The sequence below is a fragment of the Butyrivibrio sp. INlla14 genome, assembly GCF_900102515.1.
Classification (GTDB): Bacteria; Bacillota; Clostridia; order Lachnospirales; family Lachnospiraceae; genus Butyrivibrio.
Genome location: NZ_FMVS01000003.1, coordinates 151,108 through 171,214 on the forward strand (window position 1 = coordinate 151,108; position 20,107 = coordinate 171,214).

Annotated in this window: 18 protein-coding genes; 7 read left to right on the forward strand and 11 right to left on the reverse strand. The window is 36.5% G+C overall.

The features are described 5' to 3' along the window. Positions 1 to 3 precede the first annotated feature (3 nt). The 6 genes from mnmE to rpmH form a co-directional block, all read right to left on the reverse strand. Complete coding sequence (gene mnmE, locus BLO53_RS01970) at positions 4 to 1,440, reverse strand: tRNA uridine-5-carboxymethylaminomethyl(34) synthesis GTPase MnmE (RefSeq protein ID WP_092058729.1); 1,437 nt, start codon at positions 1,438 to 1,440, stop codon at positions 4 to 6. A 124-nt stretch (positions 1,441 to 1,564) separates the two neighbouring features. After that, positions 1,565 to 2,341, reverse strand: coding sequence for an RNA-binding cell elongation regulator Jag/EloR (gene jag, locus BLO53_RS01975; protein ID WP_092058731.1), 777 nt, complete (start codon positions 2,339 to 2,341; stop codon positions 1,565 to 1,567). 15 nt (positions 2,342 to 2,356) lie between these two features. Beyond that, positions 2,357 to 3,670 (reverse strand): YidC/Oxa1 family membrane protein insertase, encoded by a 1,314-nt coding sequence (locus BLO53_RS01980; RefSeq protein ID WP_092058733.1) that lies wholly within the window; start codon positions 3,668 to 3,670, stop codon positions 2,357 to 2,359. Positions 3,671 to 3,690: 20 nt separating this feature from the next. After that, positions 3,691 to 3,900 (reverse strand): membrane protein insertion efficiency factor YidD, encoded by a 210-nt coding sequence (gene yidD / locus BLO53_RS01985; protein ID WP_092058735.1) that lies wholly within the window; start codon positions 3,898 to 3,900, stop codon positions 3,691 to 3,693. Continuing rightward, positions 3,897 to 4,247 carry a ribonuclease P protein component gene (gene rnpA, locus BLO53_RS01990; RefSeq protein ID WP_092058737.1) on the reverse strand — a complete coding sequence of 117 codons (351 nt, stop codon included), beginning with the start codon at positions 4,245 to 4,247 and terminating at the stop codon, positions 3,897 to 3,899. The genes yidD and rnpA overlap by 4 nt, the downstream gene beginning before the upstream one ends. A 57-nt stretch (positions 4,248 to 4,304) precedes the next feature. Next, entirely contained in the window at positions 4,305 to 4,439 is a 135-nt protein-coding gene (gene rpmH / locus BLO53_RS01995) for a 50S ribosomal protein L34 (protein ID WP_013282343.1), read from the reverse strand. A 571-nt stretch (positions 4,440 to 5,010) separates the two neighbouring features. Here rpmH and dnaA point away from each other — a divergent pair. The 7 genes from dnaA (at position 5,011) to BLO53_RS02030 (ending at position 15,338) form a co-directional block, all read left to right on the forward strand. Beyond that, positions 5,011 to 6,411, forward strand: a complete 1,401-nt coding sequence (dnaA, locus tag BLO53_RS02000) for a chromosomal replication initiator protein DnaA (protein WP_092058739.1) — start codon at positions 5,011 to 5,013, stop codon at positions 6,409 to 6,411. 316 nt (positions 6,412 to 6,727) lie between these two features. Then, positions 6,728 to 7,837 (forward strand): DNA polymerase III subunit beta, encoded by a 1,110-nt coding sequence (gene dnaN, locus BLO53_RS02005; RefSeq protein ID WP_026489264.1) that lies wholly within the window; start codon positions 6,728 to 6,730, stop codon positions 7,835 to 7,837. A gap of 40 nt (positions 7,838 to 7,877) precedes the next feature. Beyond that, positions 7,878 to 8,093, forward strand: coding sequence for an RNA-binding S4 domain-containing protein (locus tag BLO53_RS02010; protein ID WP_026489263.1), 216 nt, complete (start codon positions 7,878 to 7,880; stop codon positions 8,091 to 8,093). Further along, complete coding sequence (gene recF / locus BLO53_RS02015; RefSeq protein WP_092058741.1) at positions 8,090 to 9,208, forward strand: DNA replication/repair protein RecF; 1,119 nt, start codon at positions 8,090 to 8,092, stop codon at positions 9,206 to 9,208. The genes BLO53_RS02010 and recF overlap by 4 nt, the downstream gene beginning before the upstream one ends. Before the next feature lie 54 nt (positions 9,209 to 9,262). Continuing rightward, the gene (gyrB, locus tag BLO53_RS02020; RefSeq protein WP_092058743.1) at positions 9,263 to 11,203 is read left to right on the forward strand and encodes a DNA topoisomerase (ATP-hydrolyzing) subunit B; all 1,941 of its coding nucleotides are present in this window, start codon (positions 9,263 to 9,265) and stop codon (positions 11,201 to 11,203) included. Positions 11,204 to 11,303: 100 nt separating this feature from the next. Further along, positions 11,304 to 13,853, forward strand: a complete 2,550-nt coding sequence (gyrA, locus tag BLO53_RS02025) for a DNA gyrase subunit A (RefSeq protein WP_092058890.1) — start codon at positions 11,304 to 11,306, stop codon at positions 13,851 to 13,853. Between the two features lie 33 nt (positions 13,854 to 13,886). Then, the gene (locus BLO53_RS02030; RefSeq protein ID WP_092058745.1) at positions 13,887 to 15,338 is read left to right on the forward strand and encodes a GGDEF domain-containing protein; all 1,452 of its coding nucleotides are present in this window, start codon (positions 13,887 to 13,889) and stop codon (positions 15,336 to 15,338) included. A gap of 132 nt (positions 15,339 to 15,470) precedes the next feature. On the opposite strand, the gene trpA is transcribed toward BLO53_RS02030, so the two are convergent. Genes trpA through trpD form a run of 5 tightly spaced genes read right to left on the reverse strand, consistent with a single transcriptional unit; the run spans position 15,471 to position 20,035 of the window. After that, a complete protein-coding gene (trpA, locus tag BLO53_RS02035) occupies positions 15,471 to 16,238 on the reverse strand; it encodes a tryptophan synthase subunit alpha (RefSeq protein WP_092058747.1) in 768 nt (255 codons plus the stop codon). 56 nt (positions 16,239 to 16,294) lie between these two features. Beyond that, positions 16,295 to 17,485, reverse strand: a complete 1,191-nt coding sequence (trpB, locus tag BLO53_RS02040) for a tryptophan synthase subunit beta (protein ID WP_092058749.1) — start codon at positions 17,483 to 17,485, stop codon at positions 16,295 to 16,297. A gap of 45 nt (positions 17,486 to 17,530) precedes the next feature. Next, positions 17,531 to 18,181 carry a phosphoribosylanthranilate isomerase gene (locus BLO53_RS02045; RefSeq protein ID WP_176757117.1) on the reverse strand — a complete coding sequence of 217 codons (651 nt, stop codon included), beginning with the start codon at positions 18,179 to 18,181 and terminating at the stop codon, positions 17,531 to 17,533. Positions 18,182 to 18,210: 29 nt separating this feature from the next. After that, positions 18,211 to 18,990: an indole-3-glycerol phosphate synthase TrpC gene (gene trpC, locus BLO53_RS02050; RefSeq protein ID WP_092058753.1), complete on the reverse strand. Its 780-nt coding sequence runs from the start codon at positions 18,988 to 18,990 to the stop codon at positions 18,211 to 18,213. A 25-nt stretch (positions 18,991 to 19,015) separates the two neighbouring features. Beyond that, a complete protein-coding gene (gene trpD / locus BLO53_RS02055) occupies positions 19,016 to 20,035 on the reverse strand; it encodes an anthranilate phosphoribosyltransferase (RefSeq protein WP_092058755.1) in 1,020 nt (339 codons plus the stop codon). Between the last annotated feature and the right edge of the window lie 72 nt (positions 20,036 to 20,107).

Here is a 20,107-nt window from a genome sequence, read left to right on the forward strand (position 1 = left end):
AATTTATTTTCCCATACAGAACTTGGAGAAAATTTCCTCTACAAGATCATCTCCAACTTCTTCACCTATTATTTCGCCTAAACTTACATAGGCATCATTAAGATCAACTGTATAAAAATCTTCAGACAACCCTTTTTCAATACTATCAATTACAAGTTTTAAACTATTCAGAGTTTTTTGAAGAAGATTCTTGTGCCTTAAATTAGTAATATACAGCTCCTGCTTTGGAACAAGCTGTCCATTTAAAAACAAATCGGTAACTGCTGACTTTAAATCTTCAATACCATTTCCCTTTAACATTGAAGTTTTGATAATGGGCACTGATTCATTTTCTGACTCCGAAAAAAGAGTACGAACAATATGTTCTGTAATTTTAATATCACTACTTAAGTCATCTTTATTAAGTAGTACTATAGTCTTCTTATTTCTACAAAGACTTATTATCTCTTTATCCTCATCATCAATTTCAGAAGTTGAATCGAGTATATAGAGTACAAGCTCTGCATCATTAACCATTGCTTTTGCTTTATCCACACCAATTTTTTCAATAATATCCTCAGTGTTTCTAATACCAGCAGTATCAATAAGATGCAAAATTATATCACCAAGTCTGACAGTTTCTTCAATGATATCTCTAGTAGTACCGGCTATATCAGTAACTATAGCTCTTTCATCACCTGTGAGCGCATTTAAAAGAGATGATTTACCAGCATTTGGTTTACCAATGATCACAGTCTTAATACCATCTTTTCTGATTTTTCCTTCATCAGAAGTAGCTATTAAAGAATCTATTTCTGTAATTATAGGATTTATTATTTTAATTAAACGATCAGAAAAGCCAGTTAGATCATAGTTTTCAGGATCATCTAATGCAGACTCTATAAAAGCCATTTGATAAATTATCTTTTGACGAATTTCTTTTACTTTTTCAGATATTTTACCTTGAAGCTGATTTCTTGAAGACTCTAGTGCAAAATTGTTCTGTGCACTAATAACATCCATGATAGCTTCTGCCTTCGTTAGATCAATTCGACCGTTCAAAAAAGCTCTCTTTGTAAATTCACCAGGCTCAGCCATTCTACAACCACTTTTTATAAGTAGTTCTAATATCTGATTCATCACAAGCATTCCGCCATGAGAATTAATCTCGATAACATCCTCTCTGGTATAACTATGTGGAGCTTTCATGTATGAAATCATAACTTCATCAATAACACATAAGTCATGATCTTTTGATTCATCCACAATATATCCATAAGTAATGGTGTTAGGTCTATGATCAGGCAAATTGTGTTCTTTTTTTGCTGAAATATATATTTTATTACAGATACTGATTGCATCCGGACCACTTACTCTAATAATACCAATACCGGCATCAGACATAGCTGTTGCAATAGCACAAATAGTATCTCCACTGAAATTATTTAGTACAGAACTCATATTCATCTTCCTATAAATATTTGAACATTATCACAATAACTATAACACAAGAAGAACAAACAATACTTTCAACTTAAAGAAAAAGTCGAGAGGTTATCCCCTCTCGACTTTATAGTTTTAGAAATTATTTCTTAAGTGTAACTACAACGCGTCTGAAAGGCTCATCACCTTCACTGTGAGTTGTTACATATCTGTCGTTCTGAAGAGCTGAGTGAATTATTCTTCTCTCGTAAGGATTCATTGGCTCAAGAGCAACTGACTGTCTTGTCTTTCTAACCTTATAAGAAATATTCTTGGCAAGATTTTCAAGAGTTGCCTTTCTTCTCTCTCTGTAGTTCTCTGTATCAACCTTAACATGAATGTAATCAGAAGATTCTTTATTAACAACAAGAGAAATAAGATACTGAAGAGAATCAAGTGTCTGTCCTCTCTTACCTATAAGAACACCCATCTCAGCACCACTAAGTTCAACATCAAGAATATTATCTTGAGAATTAAACTTAGCATTTACAACAACTTCCATTTTCATTGTTTCAAAAACATCTTTGAGGAAATCATTTGCCTTTTTTACAAGGTCATCACCATCAATGTTAGATGTCTTATGATCTTCAGTTTCAGGTTTATTATCTGAATCAGCGTTAGTATTTTTCTTTTTGGAATCATCCTTTTTAGAAAACTGTTTAGTATCAGTAGATTCAGCCTTAGGAGCTTCTACTTCAACAGGCTTTTCTTCTTTTATCCTTGCCTTGATAACAGCAGGCTTTGCATTGATTCCAAGGAAACCTGCAGAACCACTTGAAACAACTTCATACTCTAATCTATCACTTGTAACCATGAGTTCTTCGCAAGCTTCAGTGATAGCGTCATCTATATTTTTTGCTGTAAACTCCTTAAACTCCATCGTCCACACCCCTCATCAATCTTTATTATAGTTTTCGTTATAATCTTTTACCATGTTAGCCTTAGCAAGGAGAGAATCCTTACGAATCTTGTTATTCTCGTAAACCTTCCTTGAATTAGCAACCTTAGCCTCAACATCACCAGAAACCTCTGTAGAAGCACTCTTAGCTACATTAGTAATATTTCTGGTAGACATATTTGCATATCTATTCATCTGAGGAGAAAATTTCATTTTCTCCATTTTCTTTTTGTACTTCTCAGTATTCTTGGCAATTTCAGCATCAATATCTGTCTTATCAATATGCTTATTGATAACAATCTGTTGAATTGATCTGATAACAGCACCTGCAATCCAGTAAACACCCATACCTGCAGGAAGACTCAAACAGAAGAATGCAGACATCAAAGGCATCATAATATTCATAGTCTTCATAGACTGCTGCATCTGAGCAGCTGGATCATTAGGATCTATCTTAGCATTAGGATCTACATTCTGAGGCATCAACTTAGTGTTAACCCACTGAGTAAATGCTGCAAGAACAGGAACTATAACTCCTCCAAAGAAAAGAAGGAAATTTCTGTTAGCAAATGCAGTCTGGATCATATACATAGGACTATCTGCTATGTTAAGACCAAGAAATGAGTTAAATGCATTAAGAGCTGTATGTGTTTTATCTACAGAAGATGAAAGACTTGTAAAATGCTCAGAAATGCTAGCCCAATCAGATGTTGAAGTCTTATTAAGAATATCAATGTAAGTATTCTCAATAAATTCTACATTACCAGAAGTAAACTGTTCATTGGAAAATCTACTTGAAAATGAAGCTGCACTCTTTAATGTTGAAATGAAATCAGCAGCTCCATCTGCTAATCTAAGTTCCTCAACAAGAGGATAAAACGCATTTCTAACTATAGTAACATAAGCTGGAACATTGCTGATTACTCTATAAAGAGCAAAAAGAATAGGCATCTGAATGATAAGCTGAAGACAGCTACCAGTCTGAGATACACCATACTTGGCATAAAGTTCCTTGGTTTCAGCCTGCATAGCAAGCATAGAATCATTATCTTTTTTTCCTTTATACTTATCCTGAATAGCCTTGAGTTCAGGACTCATCTTAGCCTGAAGCTTAGAAAACTTCTGCTGCTTATAAGTAAGTGGAAGAAGACATAAATAAATAACAATAGTAAAAATGATAATAGCAAGACCAATGTTTGGAATTCCAATAGCATTAAGAACATTAAATATTCCATTCATTACGTGACCAAGAAGCCACGCTACTGGACCAACGATCTTACCGTTATCCTTGGTTAACAAAACTCCTAACAAATTATACCTCCTCTGAAAGTTCACGGAACAGGATCATAACCACCGCTTGAAAAAGGATTACATCTTAATATCCTCCAAACAGCCAAAAGTCCCCCTTTGATTGCTCCGTACTTTTCTATTGCTTCTAGTCCATACTCCGAACATGTAGGAATATATGGACATTTTGTTCTCTTTAATGGAGACAAATACTTTCTATAAAGTTTAATTATAAAGATAAGTATTTTTTTCATTGAATACCGCCATTTTTCTTTATGCGGGCCTTACCTGCCAGGTATAAAAGAGATTCCTGAATATCAAAAAAACTAGCATCTCTCGCACAGGCCCTGGCTACGACTACCATATCCAAACCACTATTGAATACACTTTCCTGTAATCGGTATGATTCTCGAACAAGTCTTGCAAATCTGTGCCTTACAACACTGTTCCCTATTTTTTTACTACATGAAATCCCAAGTTTATTGTCTGAACGGCCATTTTCCCACACATATAGAACAATAAATTTATTAGCATAACTCTTGCCATTCTCATAAACATTACGGAAATCAGTTGTTTTTTTCATTGATTCTGAAAAAAGCATTTTTATTATCCCTTAATTTTTTGAAGAAAAAAGGCCACATTAACTGCGGCCTTTAAATCATGCTGATAATCTCTTTCTTCCCTTTGCTCTTCTAGCAGCAAGAACTTTTCTGCCGCCCTTAGTAGCCATTCTTGCTCTGAAGCCGTGTACTCTGGCTCTCTGGAGCTTATGAGGCTGGAATGTCATCTTCATATGGAAACACCTCCTTCTTATTCAAACTAGAAAATCTCAAATTTAAAGTACGTAACCACCCAAATAAAACATCTAGTTCCATTTAAATGATTAATGATTGCATCCATGTGTGGAAAAAATCTTTATAATTATAATAAATAAAAACACGACAGTCAAGCCATAAACTCCCCTAAATTACGTTACAAAATAGTAAAAAAAATTTTCAATTAATTTTCAACAATATGTGGTGCTGAAAAAAGTTTTCCACATCAAAATGTTGATTTTGTGGATAACATGTTGATTAATATTTTACCTACAAATTTATCCACATTTTTTAATTTTTTGTGGATAACCCGGTTAATTAATGGTTGATAAATTAATGAGAATGGCCATTTTATGCGCTTTGTAACTGTAGATTATTAATAGTGGAAAAACAGGACTTTTTCCACACCGCATTTTTTATAGGGTGTTTTTATACCTAAAAAAATGTGTTTTCCACTTTCCCACAACTTACCCTATGTGGTTTGATATTTAAACCGGAATAATATAAAATAGTTAAAGTCTAAAATTATGCTTTGTTGGGAGTTTTTTCATGCAATCATCAGTAGAAATCACAAATAAACTAAAATCCAATTGGGATGAAATCAAAAAAAATATAAGAATAGAGTCAGGTATAACTGATATCTCTTATAGAACATGGATTGAACCTCTTACAGTATATAAAGTAGAGAATAATACTGTAATGATTCTTATTCCACAGGATAATCCTGTGGCTCTTCAGTATATCAGTAAGAACTATATGGACTTTTTCAAAGTAACAGTTTCCGAGTTCTTAGAAGAAATGGTAGAAATATCTTTCATACTTAATAAAGATATTATTAATAATGAAGAAACTCATGAAAATAAAAATACAGATAATGAGCAAGGCCAGTATTCAGGCAATTCTAACATTGATCATTCAAATCTTAATCCTAAATATAGATTTGATACTTTTGTTGTAGGTAGTAATAACAAGTTTGCTCACTCAGCTTCTCTTGCTGTTGCTGAGTCTCCAGGAATTTCTTACAATCCTCTTTTCCTTTATGGAGGACCAGGTCTTGGAAAGACACACCTTATGCACTCAATAGGTCACTTTGTCATGGAACATAATCACCAGGCCAAGGTTCTGTATGTAACTTCTGAGCAGTTTACAAATGAAGTTATTGAATCAATCAGAAGTGGTAAGGCAGAGAGTATGTCCAAGCTTCGTGAGAAATATAGAACAGTAGACGTTCTCATGGTCGATGATGTTCAGTTTATTATAGGAAAAGAGTCAACTCAGGAAGAGTTCTTCCATACTTTCAATGAGCTTCATCAAGCAGGAAAACAGATTATTCTTTCTTCAGATAAACCACCAAAAGAAATGGAAACTCTGGAAGAGAGATTCAGATCAAGATTCGAAATGGGTCTTATAGCAGATATTCAGTCACCTGACTATGAGACAAGGATGGCAATTCTTCGTAAAAATGCTGAAAACTATGGCAAGCATATAGATGATGAAGTTATCAACTATATTGCTACTAATATTAAATCAAATATCAGAGAGCTCGAAGGAGCATACAATAAGATAATCGCCTACTCAAGACTTAATAATGTAGATATTACTCTTGAGAACGCAATGGAAGCTCTTAAAGATATCATCTATCCAGATAAAACTAAGGTTATTACACCACAGCTTATTATTGATACAGTCTGTGAGCAGTATGGATCCAAGAAGGAAGATATTTTCTCCAAGAGGAGAAACTCAGAAATAGTTCTTCCAAGACAGGTTATAATGTATCTTTGCAGAGAACACACAGATGCTTCACTAGAGGAAATAGGTAAGCTTCTTGGTAAAAAAGATCACACTACAGTAATGAGTGGTATCAACAAAATTAAGAAACAGATGACTTTCGATGAAGAGCTTAATAAAAATCTGGATATAATAATGAAAAAAATAAACCCTTCTTTATAATAGGTAATTCACAAAAACTAAATAGTTATACACAATTGTGGATAACTTTCTTGATAACTTGTGATTTAGCTGGGGATTAATTGTGATTTAAGGTGGATTAAGTTTTTTATAGCTTATTTGTCAAAATTTGGCTTGTTTATAACTTTTTAATTTTCAACATCAATTTTTTTGTTTTCAACAATCAAAAATTTGTAAAAAAGCCGCATAAATTGTATAATAGAATAGGTTTTACACTTATCAACAGCTATTATTAATGTTTTTATTATTAATTAATATTAATTTTATACTTTAGCCAGCGAAGGGAGTATGTGGTTAAATGAAATTCGTTTGTTCTAAATCCAACCTCGTTAGTGGATTACAGATTGTATCAAAAGCAGTTCCTTCTAAAACAACAATGTCCATTCTCGAGTGTATATTAGTAGATGCTACTGAAGGAGTTATCAAATTTATTGCCAACGATATGGAACTTGGTATTCAGACTATAGTAGAAGGTGATATAGTCGAGAGAGGTTATATTGCTATAGATGCTAAGATCTTTGTAGATATTGTAAGAAAGCTTCCAGATAATGCAGTAACAATTGAATCTGATAGCAGCAATAAGGTAACTATTAGTTGTGAAAGAGCCAAATTCAATCTTATCGGTAGGAAGGGTGATGACTTTACTTATCTTCCATCTATTGAAAAGATTGATGGAGTATCTGTTTCACAGTACACACTTAGAAACGTTATACAGCAGACTATCTTCTCTATTGCTGAGAATGATGCCAATAAGATGATGGCTGGCGAATTATTTGAAGTAGATGGCGAGAATCTTAAGCTTGTTTCTCTTGATGGACATAGAATTTCTATCAGAAAAGTTAAGCTTAATGGCAACTATCCATACAAGAAAGTTATTGTTCCAGGTAAGACACTTGGTGAAATAAGTAAAATTCTTGGAGATAGTATCGAGAAAATAGTAAATATATATTTTACAGACAAACATGTTTTATTTGAGTTTGATAATACTACTGTTGTTTCAAGACTTATAGAGGGCGAATACTTTAGTATTGATCAGATGCTCTCTAGTGATTATGAGACAAAGATCAGTATCAACAGAAAAGAGTTTCTAGAGTGTATTGATCGTGCTACTCTTCTTGTTAAAGAGGGAGATAAAAAGCCTGTTATAATCTCTGTTACAGATTCAAATATCGAACTTAAGATCAATTCAGCAATTGGTAGCATGGATGAAGAAATTGAAATAGATAAACAGGGTAAGGATCTTATGATTGGCTTCAATCCTAAGTTTCTTATTGATGCCCTCAGAGTAATTGAGGATGAGATAGTTGATATTTATCTTGTTAATCCTAAGGCTCCATGCTTTATAAGAGACAAGGAATCAACATATATTTACCTTGTTCTTCCTGTAAACTTCACAACTGTAGACTAATACAGGTTTCAAGGCATAAATAAGATATAAGGATTTTGTAATGGAAATAATCAAATTACGTGAAAATGATGATTTTATAAAACTTGGTCAGGCCCTTAAAAAGGCTGGACTTGAGGGGTCTGGAGTGGATGCCAAGAATGACATCCAAGCCGGACTAGTTAAGGTTAACGGAGAAATAGAAGAAAGACGTGGCCGTAAGCTATATGATGGTGACATTTTTGAGTATGATGGCACACAGGTTAAAGTTGAGAAATGATAATCAAATCACTTGAACTAGCTGATTTTAGGAATTATGAGAATCTAAAGATTGATTTCAGCAGCGGTACAAACATACTTTATGGAGATAATGCCCAAGGTAAGACTAACATTCTTGAGGCTATATTTGTTTCGGCTACTACCAAATCTCATAAAGGTAGCAAAGACAAAGAAATAATAAAGTTTGGAAAAGAAGAAGCTCATGTCAGGACAATTCTTGAAAAGGATAATGCAGAATATCGCGTAGATATGCATCTTCGCAGCAGTAAATCCAAGGGAATTGCAATAGACGGACAAAAGATAAAAAGGGCATCAGACCTGATTGGAATGCTCAATGTAGTTTTTTTCTCGCCTGAAGATCTTAGTATCATAAAAAATGGTCCTTCAGAAAGGCGTAGATTCATGGATATGGAGCTATGTCAGCTGGATCAGATATATCTTAATAGTCTTTCAAAATACAACAAACTTGTTGTAGAGCGTAACAAAGTTCTTAAAGATTTGTATGAGCACCCTGAAAATAACGTTTTACTTGATGTTCAGGATAAGCAATTATGCGAATATGGATCTGTCATTATCAAGACAAGAGAAAAATTCATCAGAGATCTTAATGAAATAATAAGACCTATACATGAAAAGTTAACAGGACAGAAAGAACTCCTGTCAGTTTATTATGAGCCAAATGTCAGTGCTGATGAATTTGAAAGAAAATTAAAAAGTGCAAGGCAAAAAGATATGTATGCCAAGCAGACCACAACAGGTCCTCACAAGGATGATTTTTCTTTTGTGATACAAAAGAAAAATGCAGATTCAGAAGGATATGGAGATGGGATAGACATCAGAAAGTACGGTTCACAGGGACAGCAGAGAACTGCTTCTCTCTCACTCAAACTTTCTGAGATTGAGATAGTAAAAAAAGCCAAGAAGGAAAATCCAGTACTACTTCTCGATGATGTATTGTCTGAGCTTGATAGTAACAGACAGAATTATCTCTTAAATACCATCGGAGATATACAGACTATAATTACATGTACTGGACTTGATGAATTTGTTAACAACAGATTTGAAATAGACAAGCTGTTCAAGGTTACAGAAGGAACAGTAAGTAGCGAGAATTAGTAGAAATACTGATAATTGCCAGGAATTTAGAAATAAAAAGAAATGGAGCAAACAATGAGCGAAGAAGCAGTAAACTATGGTGCCGATCAAATCCAGATTCTTGAGGGACTTGAGGCTGTAAGAAAAAGACCAGGTATGTACATTGGTACTACTGCCAGCAGAGGTCTTCATCATCTCGTATATGAGATAGTTGATAACTCAGTTGACGAGGCGCTTGCAGGATTTTGTGATCACATCGAAGTAATTATCAACGAAGACAATACAATTATTGTTCAGGATAATGGTCGTGGAATACCTGTAGATGTCAATCATAAATCAGGACTTACTGGTGTAGAAGTTGTATTTACTATTCTTCACGCTGGCGGAAAGTTTGGCGGTGGAGGATACAAGGTTTCTGGTGGATTGCACGGAGTTGGTGCATCTGTAGTTAATGCTCTTTCTGAGTGGCTTGAAGTACAGGTTACAAGAGGTGGTAAGGTTTATCAGCAGAGATACGAAAGAGGTAAAGTATGCTACCCTCTTAAGGAAATTGGCACAGCTCCAGAATCAGTAACAGGTACAAGAGTATACTTTAAGCCAGATGCTGAGATTTTCAGAGAAACAACTGTTTTTGAGTACAACATTCTCAAACAGAGACTTCGTGAAATGGCGTTCCTTACAAAGGGACTGAAGATAACACTTACAGATATGCGTGTAGAGGAAGGTGAGGAACCTATTGTACAGACCTTCCACTACGAAGGTGGTATCAAGGAGTTCGTTCAGTACCTGAATAAGAGTAAGACATCTCTCTATGATGGAATCATGTACTTTGAAGGAAATAAGAACAATGTTCAGGTAGAAGTATCTTTCCAGCATAACGATTCTTACAACGAGAGTATCTATACATTTGTTAATAACATTAATACTCCTGAAGGTGGTACACACCTTGAGGGATTTAAGGCTGCTCTTACCAAGACATTCAATGACTATGCCAGAGCTAACAAGATGTTAAAAGACAACGAGGAAAACCTCACTGGTGAAGATATCAGAGAAGGTCTTACAGCAATCATTTCTGTAAAGATTGAGGACCCTCAGTTTGAAGGACAGACGAAGCAAAAGCTTGGAAACTCTGAGGCAAGAGGTGCTGTAGCTAGTATAGTTGGTGAACAGCTAACATATTATCTTGAGCAGAATCCTAATGTTGCCAAGCAGATTCTTGAAAAGGCAATCCTTGCTCAGAGAGCAAGAGATGCAGCAAGAAAGGCTAGAGATCTTACAAGACGTAAGTCAGCTCTTGATGGAATGGGACTTCCAGGTAAACTTGCAGATTGCTCAGATAAAGATCCTAAGAACTGTGAAATCTTCATAGTTGAGGGAGATTCTGCCGGCGGATCTGCTAAGACAGCAAGAAGCCGTGCCACACAGGCTATTCTTCCACTTCGTGGAAAAATATTGAATGTAGAAAAAGCCAGAGTTGACAGAATATACGGAAATGCTGAGATTAAGGCTATGATCACAGCATTTGGTACAGGTATCCATGATGATTTTGATATCAGCAAGCTAAGATACGACAAGATCATTATCATGACCGATGCCGATGTTGATGGTGCGCATATTTCAACACTTATGCTCACATTCCTTTATAGATTTATGCCAGAGCTTATCAAGCAGGGACATGTTTATCTTGCCCAGCCACCACTTTATAAGCTTGAGAAAAATAAAAAGGTCTGGTACGCATACTCAGACGAAGAACTTGATAAAATCCTTACAGATGTTGGACGTGATCAGAACAATAAGATCCAGCGTTATAAGGGACTTGGTGAGATGGATCCAGAACAGCTCTGGGAAACAACAATGGATCCTGAGAGACGAGTTCTTTTGAGAGTAAACATGGATGAGGAATCATCATCAGATATTGATGTAACCTTTACTACTCTCATGGGTGACAAGGTAGAACCTAGAAGAGAATTTATAGAGAAGAATGCCAAGTTTGTTAAGAATATTGATATATTCTGATAAAAAGGCAAACAGTAATAAAAAATAAATGGTGGCTAACAAAGCATCATGAAGAAAAAAGGAAAAGATAATGGCAGATAATAATAATATCAACAACGAAATGCCAGATGACGTTTTTGATAAAACAACCACTGACAGAATTAAAGAGGTTGATCTCCAAAAGACCATGGAGTCAGATTATATTGACTACGCTATGAGTGTTATTGCATCTCGTGCTCTTCCGGATGTAAGGGATGGTCTTAAGCCTGTTCAGAGAAGAATTCTTTACTCTATGATTGAACTGAACAATGGTCCTGATAAGCCACATCGTAAGTGCGCTCGTATCGTAGGTGATACAATGGGTAAATATCATCCGCACGGTGATAGCTCTATTTATGGCGCATTGGTAAATATGGCTCAGCCATGGTCCATGAGATACTGCCTTGTTGACGGACACGGAAATTTTGGTTCCGTTGACGGTGATGGCGCTGCTGCTATGCGATATACAGAGGCAAGACTTACCAAAATCTCAATGGAAATGATTGCCGACATCAACAAGGATACAGTAGACTTTGTACCAAACTTTGATGAGACAGAAAAAGAGCCTTCTATCCTTCCAAGTAGATACCCTAACCTATTGGTTAACGGTACTACAGGTATTGCGGTTGGTATGGCTACTAACATTCCTCCTCATAATCTTAGAGAAGTTGTAAATGCTGTTGTTAAGATGATTGATAACAGAGTTCTTGAAGATAGAGAAACTGAGATAGAAGAAATCCTTGAAATAATCAAGGCTCCTGATTTCCCTACTGGTGGTATCATTCTTGGTACAAGAGGAGCTGAGGAAGCCTATAGAACAGGCCGTGGTAAGGTTATTGTAAGAGCTGTTACAAATATAGAGCCTATGCAGAATGGCAAGAACAGAATCGTTGTAACAGAGCTTCCATATCTTGTAAATAAAGCTAACATGATTTCTAAGATTGCTGAACTTGTTAAGCTTAAAAAGCTTGATGGAATCACTGCTCTTCGTGATGAATCAGATAGAGAAGGTATGCGAGTTGTTATTGAGCTCCGTAATGATGTAAATCCTAACATCATGCTCAATAAGCTGTACAAGCATACACAGATGCAGGACTCCTTCGGTATCATCATGCTTGCTCTTGTTAATAATGAGCCTAAGGTTCTTAGTATAACAGAGATGCTCAAGTACTACATCAAGCATCAGGAAGAAGTAGTAACAAGAAGAACCAAGTATGATCTTAACAAGGCAGAAGAAAGAAATCATATTTTAGAGGGATTACTAATCGCTCTTGATAATATCGATGAAGTAATCAAGATTATTAGAGGTAGTGAAACTGTAGCTCTTGCAAAAGAACAGTTGATGGGAAGATTTGGTCTTACTGATGTTCAGGCGCAGGCTATTGTAGATATGAGGCTTCGTACTCTCACAGGCTTGGAAAGAGACAAGCTTGAGCAGGAGCACGCAGAACTCTTAAAGAGAATCGAGGAATTAAAAGCTATTCTTGCAGATAGAAAGGTTCTTCTTGGCGTTATCAGAACAGAGATTACTGAAATTGCTGCTAAATATGGCGATGACAGAAAGTCTCAAATTGGTCATGATGATTCAGATATTGATACAGAGGATCTTATCCCTAATGTTAATACAGTAATTGCCATGACAAATCTTGGATATATCAAGAGAATGTCAATTGATAACTTTAAGTCACAGAACCGTGGTGGTAAGGGAATCAAGGGAATTACTACAATTGACAATGACTTTGTAGAAGATATCCTCATGACAACGACTCATAATTACGTCATGTTCTTTACTAACACAGGTAGAGTATACAGACTCAAGGCATATCAGATTCCTGAGGCATCCAGAACATCAAGAGGTATGGCAATTGTTAACCTCCTTCAGCTTGCCCCAGGTGAAAAGATATCAGCTATGATTCCTGTAAAGGGCTTTGAGGACGAGGATAAGAGCCTGTTTATGGTAACCAAGAAAGGTACTGTTAAGAAGACTCCTATCACAGACTTCTCAAATGTAAGAAAGACAGGTCTTGCAGCTATCAGTCTTCGTGATGATGATGAACTTATCGAAGTTAAGACAGTAACCAAGAATGCAGAAGTATTCCTTGTAACCAAGAACGGTATGTGTATCCACTTTGATGAAGAGGATGTTCGTTCAACAGGAAGATCTTCAATTGGTGTGCGTGGTATGATGCTGGATGACACAGATGAAATTGTTGGAATGCAGCTCAATACACAGGGTGATTCACTTCTTATCGTCTCCGAAAAAGGTTACGGAAAGAGAACAACTCTTGATGAATTCCATAGCCAGTTTAGAGGTGGTAAGGGAGTAAAGTGCTATAAGATCACTGAGAAGACTGGTAATGTAATCGGTGTTAAGGCTGTTAATGATGATAACGAGATCATGATGATCACAAATGCAGGCATTATTATACAGCTTCGCATGGATGAAATAACTATCCACGGCCGTGTAACTTCAGGTGTTAAGATGATCAATCTTGATAAGGGAGTTACTGTAGCTCAGATTGCCAAGGTACGTGAAAAGATTTCTGATGGAGATCACGATATAGATAATATCGATGATGTTCCAGAAGAAGTAGATGAAAAAACAGAAGTACAGGATGACGATGAAGAGTAATACAGTATTTTGATTTCAAAGGATGAGGGGCCTATGAATATCGGACTGTTAATATCAGAATTAGAAGATCAGGAAGTTAAGAAAATATGTATAGGTGCTAGCCAGGCAGCCAGAGATAAAAAGGCAATTCTCTGCATAATGCCAGGCAAGTACCTGATACCAGAAAATGAAAAAGAAAATCCGTATGAGTATCAGCACTCTGCTATTTTTGACTATGCGACGGATTTTGCTTTTGATGTCCTGATAATAGATATAGACAGAATCGGTAGAAATGCTCCAATCCTAAAAAAAGAGTCATTCCTAAAAAAGTTTGGTGACATACCGATGCTCACTTTAACTGAGCAGGAAGGCTTTGATTCAGTTAACTGTGTTGAGACAGACCATGATCAGCATGAACAGTTAGGCTACGAAGCAATATGTGATGCAATTTATTATGTACAGAATAAAAAGCTTCCAGCACCTGAAAATGTGAAGTCTTTTAACTTTGTGGAAAAAGAAGCTTCAGATGCACTATGTGTTATTTCAAAAGTCAGCTATGCTCTACTCCACAGAAAGTATCCTTCAGAAAAATCCTATGATATTTTCGCAGATATCCTTCTGAAAGAAGGTATAAAAGGCTGTTCAGTACTTCTCTATGACAAAAAAATCAGAAATTCTGTTAAATACTGGTGGGAAAAGCCTGAGACAATATGCTGTAAAACCAGGCTTGTAAATGGCATATTAACAGAGTTTGAACCAAATGAAAGAGTTACAGAAACAAACAAGATAATAGAAAGTATATCAAGGGGAAAGCCTGGTATATATATTGCTGGACCTTTATTTGTAGGTGAATATCAGCTAGGTCTTTTTATAACAGAATTTACTGCTAATATGCTTACAGACTATTATTTTGAGAGTTTGCTCAGCGTTGTAACTGGAGTTTCAAGAATATCCTATCTTGAAAAAGAGCTAAAGAAAACAAATGAAGAGCTGTATGAAGTACAAGAAGAACTTGCCAGAGATGATTCCGTTCTTGATCATATTGGTGATCAGGACTATCTTACAGGAGGACTTAATAGGCGAGGATTCTTTGGAAAGGCATATGATCTCCTAAAGGATAACTTCAAACCAGGTAAGTACGCTATAGTGGCTTATATACATATGGAATCTCTAAAGAGAATCAACGATATGTATGGTCATGAAGAAGGTGACAGAGCTGTCAAAAAAGTGGCAGATATTCTTGAAAGTGTATTTGAAGATTGTATTTACGGAAGAATCCGTGGTAATGAATTTGCAGTATTAGAGATTACTGATGAAGAAGGCAAGGCAGAGAGCTTTAAGCAGGAAATGTCTACGCAGAATGCCAAGCTTTTATCTGACTCCAGTAGATACATAAATCACCTGCAGTATTCTATTTGCGAGTTTGGATATGATGAAGATTTATCTCTTCGCGAGATGTTAAAAGAGACAGATGAGAACTTGCAGAGAATAAAACAGATGCAGTAATATAAAAATCCCTCTCTTTTGGATTACAAAAGGGAGGGATTATTATATTGCAGAGCCACTGATATGAAATATGTCAGCTAAGCTGACCAGCGGCTCGCAGACGAGTAGGAAGGCTGACCGCCTTCTACTCGATTATATAGCCGTTTTCATAGATCTGACATAATCTTCTATGTAGGAAGGTGCTGATTTTCCATGTTTTTCAAGAAGTTTTATGATTGCGGAACCTACAATTGCACCGTCTGATATAGAGGACATTTTAGAAGCCTGTTCTGGAGTTGAGATTCCAAAGCCTATAGCGCAGGGAACATCAGTATTTTCGCGAATGACTTTTACGATGGAATCAAGATCTGTTGTAATTGAGCTTCTTGTACCAGTTACCCCAAGGCTTGAAACAACGTAGATAAAACCTTTTGCTTCTTTTGCTATCATAGCGATACGATTAGCGGATGTAGGTGCAATCAGTGAGACCAGATCAACATCATATTTATTGCAGACATCTTCAAATTCCTCTTTTTCTTCAAATGGAAGATCTGGAAGAATCAAACCATCAATATCTATCTCATGACATCTTCTGATAAAATCCTCTGAACCATAGGAATAAACAACATTTGCATAAGTCATAAATACCATAGGAACAGAGACTTCTTTTCTAAGATCAACTACAAAATCAAAGATCTTATCAGTAGTTATGCCACCTTTCAATGCCCTTAGATTAGCACCCTGTATTACTGGGCCTTCTGCGGTTGGATCAGAAAAAGGGATACCAAGTTCTATAAGATCCGCACCGCCTTTTACAGCAGCTTTTACGGCTTCTTTTGTTGTATTTAGATCTGGATCACCGCAGGTTATAAAGGCTATAAATGCTTTACCATTTTCAAAAGCTTTTTTAATATTACTCATAACGTTCTCCTGTTAAATTCAATTAGCAAACGAATTGTTTATATATAAAGATTTGATTACTCTGAAATATTTTCACCACGATATCTTGCAATTGCTGCGCAGTCCTTATCTCCTCTTCCTGAGATGGTCACAACAATAATCTTGTCCTTATCCATAGTAGGTGCAATTTTCATTGCGTGTGCCAGAGCATGAGAAGACTCAATTGCAGGTATGATACCTTCAGTTCTGGAAAGATATTCAAAAGCATTAACAGCCTCATCATCAGTTATAGCAACATATTCAGCTCTATGAATGTCGTGCAGATATGCATGCTCTGGTCCTATTCCAGGATAATCAAGGCCTGCAGAAATAGAATAAACAGGAGCAATCTGTCCATACTTATCCTGACAGAAGTAGGATTTCATTCCATGGAATATTCCAAGACGACCAGTATTGATAGTAGCTGCTGTTTCAAAAGTATCTATGCCTCGTCCTGCAGCTTCGCACCCAATTAGTGCCACAGATTTATCTTCAATAAAATTGTAGAAAGTACCAATCGCATTGGAACCGCCCCCAACGCAGGCTATTACAGCATCGGGAAGACGACCTTCCTTTTCAAGCATCTGCTCTTTGATTTCTTTGGAGATGACAGCTTGAAAATCACGAACAATAGTAGGAAATGGATGAGGTCCCATAACAGAGCCAAGGCAGTAATGAGTGTCATCAATTCTGGAAGTCCACTCTCTCATAGCCTCAGATACAGCGTCCTTTAGAGTCGCTGTTCCGGAAGTTACTGGAATAACTTCTGCTCCTAAAAGCTTCATTTTGTAAACATTAAGAGCCTGCCTTTTAGTATCCTCTTCTCCCATGAAAACAACACATTCCATCCCCATAAGAGCTGCTGCTGTAGCAGTTGCAACACCATGTTGTCCAGCACCTGTCTCAGCTATAAGCCTTGTCTTACCCATCTTTTTGGCTAAAAGAGCCTGACCGAGAACATTGTTGATCTTATGGGCACCAGTGTGGTTCAAATCCTCTCTCTTTAGATAAATCTTGGCACCACCAAGATCCTTAGTCATTTTCTCTGCATAATAAAGGCGTGAAGGACGGCCTGCATATTCATTCAAAAGCTCTGTGAGTTCTCTGTTAAACTCAGGATCATTTTTGTAATGATTATATGCTTCCTCTAGTTCAATTACAGCATTTATCAGTGTTTCTGGAATATACTGTCCACCATGTACACCAAATCTACCCTTTGAATTACTCATATTCTTTCCTACTTTCTGATAAATCTATTATTCTCAAAAACAAATTTATAATCTGACATTTTCTATAAACCGCTTCATTTTAGCTATATCTTTAACTTTGTTTGTCTCAATACCAGAGCTTACATCCACGGCAAAAGGCTTGGCTATGTATATTGCCTCTTTTACATTTTCAGGAGTAAGGCCTCCAGCAAGAAATATAGGCCTATTTAGCTCTTTTAACAGATTCCAGTCAAAAGAACTACCGCTACCCATTCCCGAATCAAGAAGATAATAATCTGGCAGCGAAAGATCAGGATCTGAGCCATTGATGGCATCATATAAACTGCTCTGCTCATGGAGTCTTACAATATCTTCACTTGTTTTTATTATTTCAGCTCTTATGATAAGTGGTGAGTTTAGTACAAAACTCTTTCGTAATTGCCAGATATAATCTGCGTTTTCATGGCCATGAAGCTGGATAACATCAATGATTTTTTCATCAACAAGTTCTTTGATAAAAGAAATATCTTCATCTACAAAAACGCCTACAACAGTTATCTTGGGATCAAGACTTGATTTAAGTCGTTTCGCAGTCTCTTTATCAACACAGCGATGACTCTTTTTGTAAAAGACAAATCCGATGAAATCAGGTTTAACTTCATTTGCAAATTGAATATCTTCATCTCTGAAAAGACCACACATTTTAATCTTTGTCACGATACACCTCCTTTTTTGTTTATATAAGGTTAAGCGTATCTAAGCATTTGTAGAAGGCTCTTTTTATCCGAAGCTTTCATAAGCGCCTCACCTATAAGCACCGCGTCAGCTCCAAAAGCGTTGATATTTCTAATGTCTTCGGCGGATTTTACACCGCTTTCAGAGACAAAGAGAACATCTCTTGGAACTAAACTTCTAAGCCTTTTGCTATTATCAGTATCAACATGAAAATCCTTTAAATTGCGGTTATTGACACCGACAATCCTTGCAGATGCCCTAAGCGCTGTCTCTATTTCTTTTTCATCATGAGCTTCCACAAGAGCAGATAGGCCAAGATCATCGCATATATTTAAGTATTCTCTTATCTGGCTTTCTTCCAGGATAGAGCAAATCAGAAGTACAGCCTTTGCTCCAAGGGCCTTGGCCTGAAAAATCATGTACTCATCGACTGTAAAATCCTTTCTGATACATGGAGTATTCACAGCTTCAGCAATTTCCTTAAGATAGGAATCAGCGCCTAGAAACCACTTAGGCTCAGTTAGAACGGAAATACATTCTGCGCCGGCCTCTTCATACTCTTTTGCTATATCGAGATAAGGAAAATCCTGAGCAATTATACCTTTTGAAGGAGATGCCTTTTTGCATTCGCAGATAAAAGAAATACCTGGTGTAGAAAGAGCTTTCTCAAACTCAAAAGTTCCCTTTGGCATATCCTCAGCTATTCTTCTTATTTCTTCAGTTGATATTTTTTTCTTGGCCTCGGATACTCTAAAGCTTGCGTAAGAAGCCAGTTCATCAAGAATTGTCATCGTGTTTTCTTTCTTTCTAAATAATTTATGTATTGCTTATCTCAATCAGTTTTTCAAGAGTTTCAGTAGCTTTGCCAGAATCAATGATTTCTGCGGCAAGTTTAACTCCATCTACGAAGGTATCAGCCTTACCACCAATATAAAGAGAAGCGCCGGCATTTAAAAGAACAGCTTCACGCTTAGGTCCTCTTTCCTTGCCAGAGAGGATATCCCTTGTGATCTTTGCGTTCTCTTCAGGAGTTCCACCAACAAGCTCTTCTTTTTTGCAGGTCTTAAAACCAAAATCTTCTGGACAAATGGTATAAGATTTGTACCAGCCATCCTTGATCTCGCAGATAGAAGTTGGAGAACTCATAGAAATCTCATCCAGTTTATCCTGGCCATATACAACCATTCCGCGTTTTACTCCAAGGCTAATAAGAACCTGAGCAAGAGGAATGATAAGATAATCATCATAAACGCCAAGAAGCTGCATAGATGGTCTTCCAGGATTTGTAAGAGGTCCAAGAATATTGAAAACTGTTCTAAATCCAAGTTCTTTCCTGATGGCTCCTACATACTTCATGGAAGTGTGATATTTCTGGGCAAAGAAGAAACACATTCCAGCCTTTTCAAGGAGTTCAACACACTTTTCAGGACTCTGATCTATGTTTACACCAAGAGCTTCAAGGCAGTCCGCTGTTCCACACTTTGAAGAAGCAGCTCTGTTACCGTGCTTGGCAACCTTCATTCCACCGGCAGCTGCAACAAGAGCAGATGTTGTAGAAATATTGAAGCTGTGAGCATTGTCTCCGCCAGTTCCTACAATTTCAAATACATCCATTCCTGTATTTACCTGTGTAGCATGCTCTCTCATTGCTGTAGCACATCCAGCTATTTCATCGGTTGTTTCTGCTCTTGCACTCTTTGTTGAGAGAGCTGAAAGAAATGCCGCATTCTGAGTGGGTGTAGTTTCTCCACTCATGATCTCGTTCATTACTGTGTAGGCCTCATCATAAGTAAGGTCTTCTTTGTTTACGATTTTTACGATTGCTTCTTTGATCATTGTAATTCTCCTTTTCTTTTTTGATTTTTGGGTAAATGAAAAAGCGTTCTGACTATCTGCCAGAACGCTTTT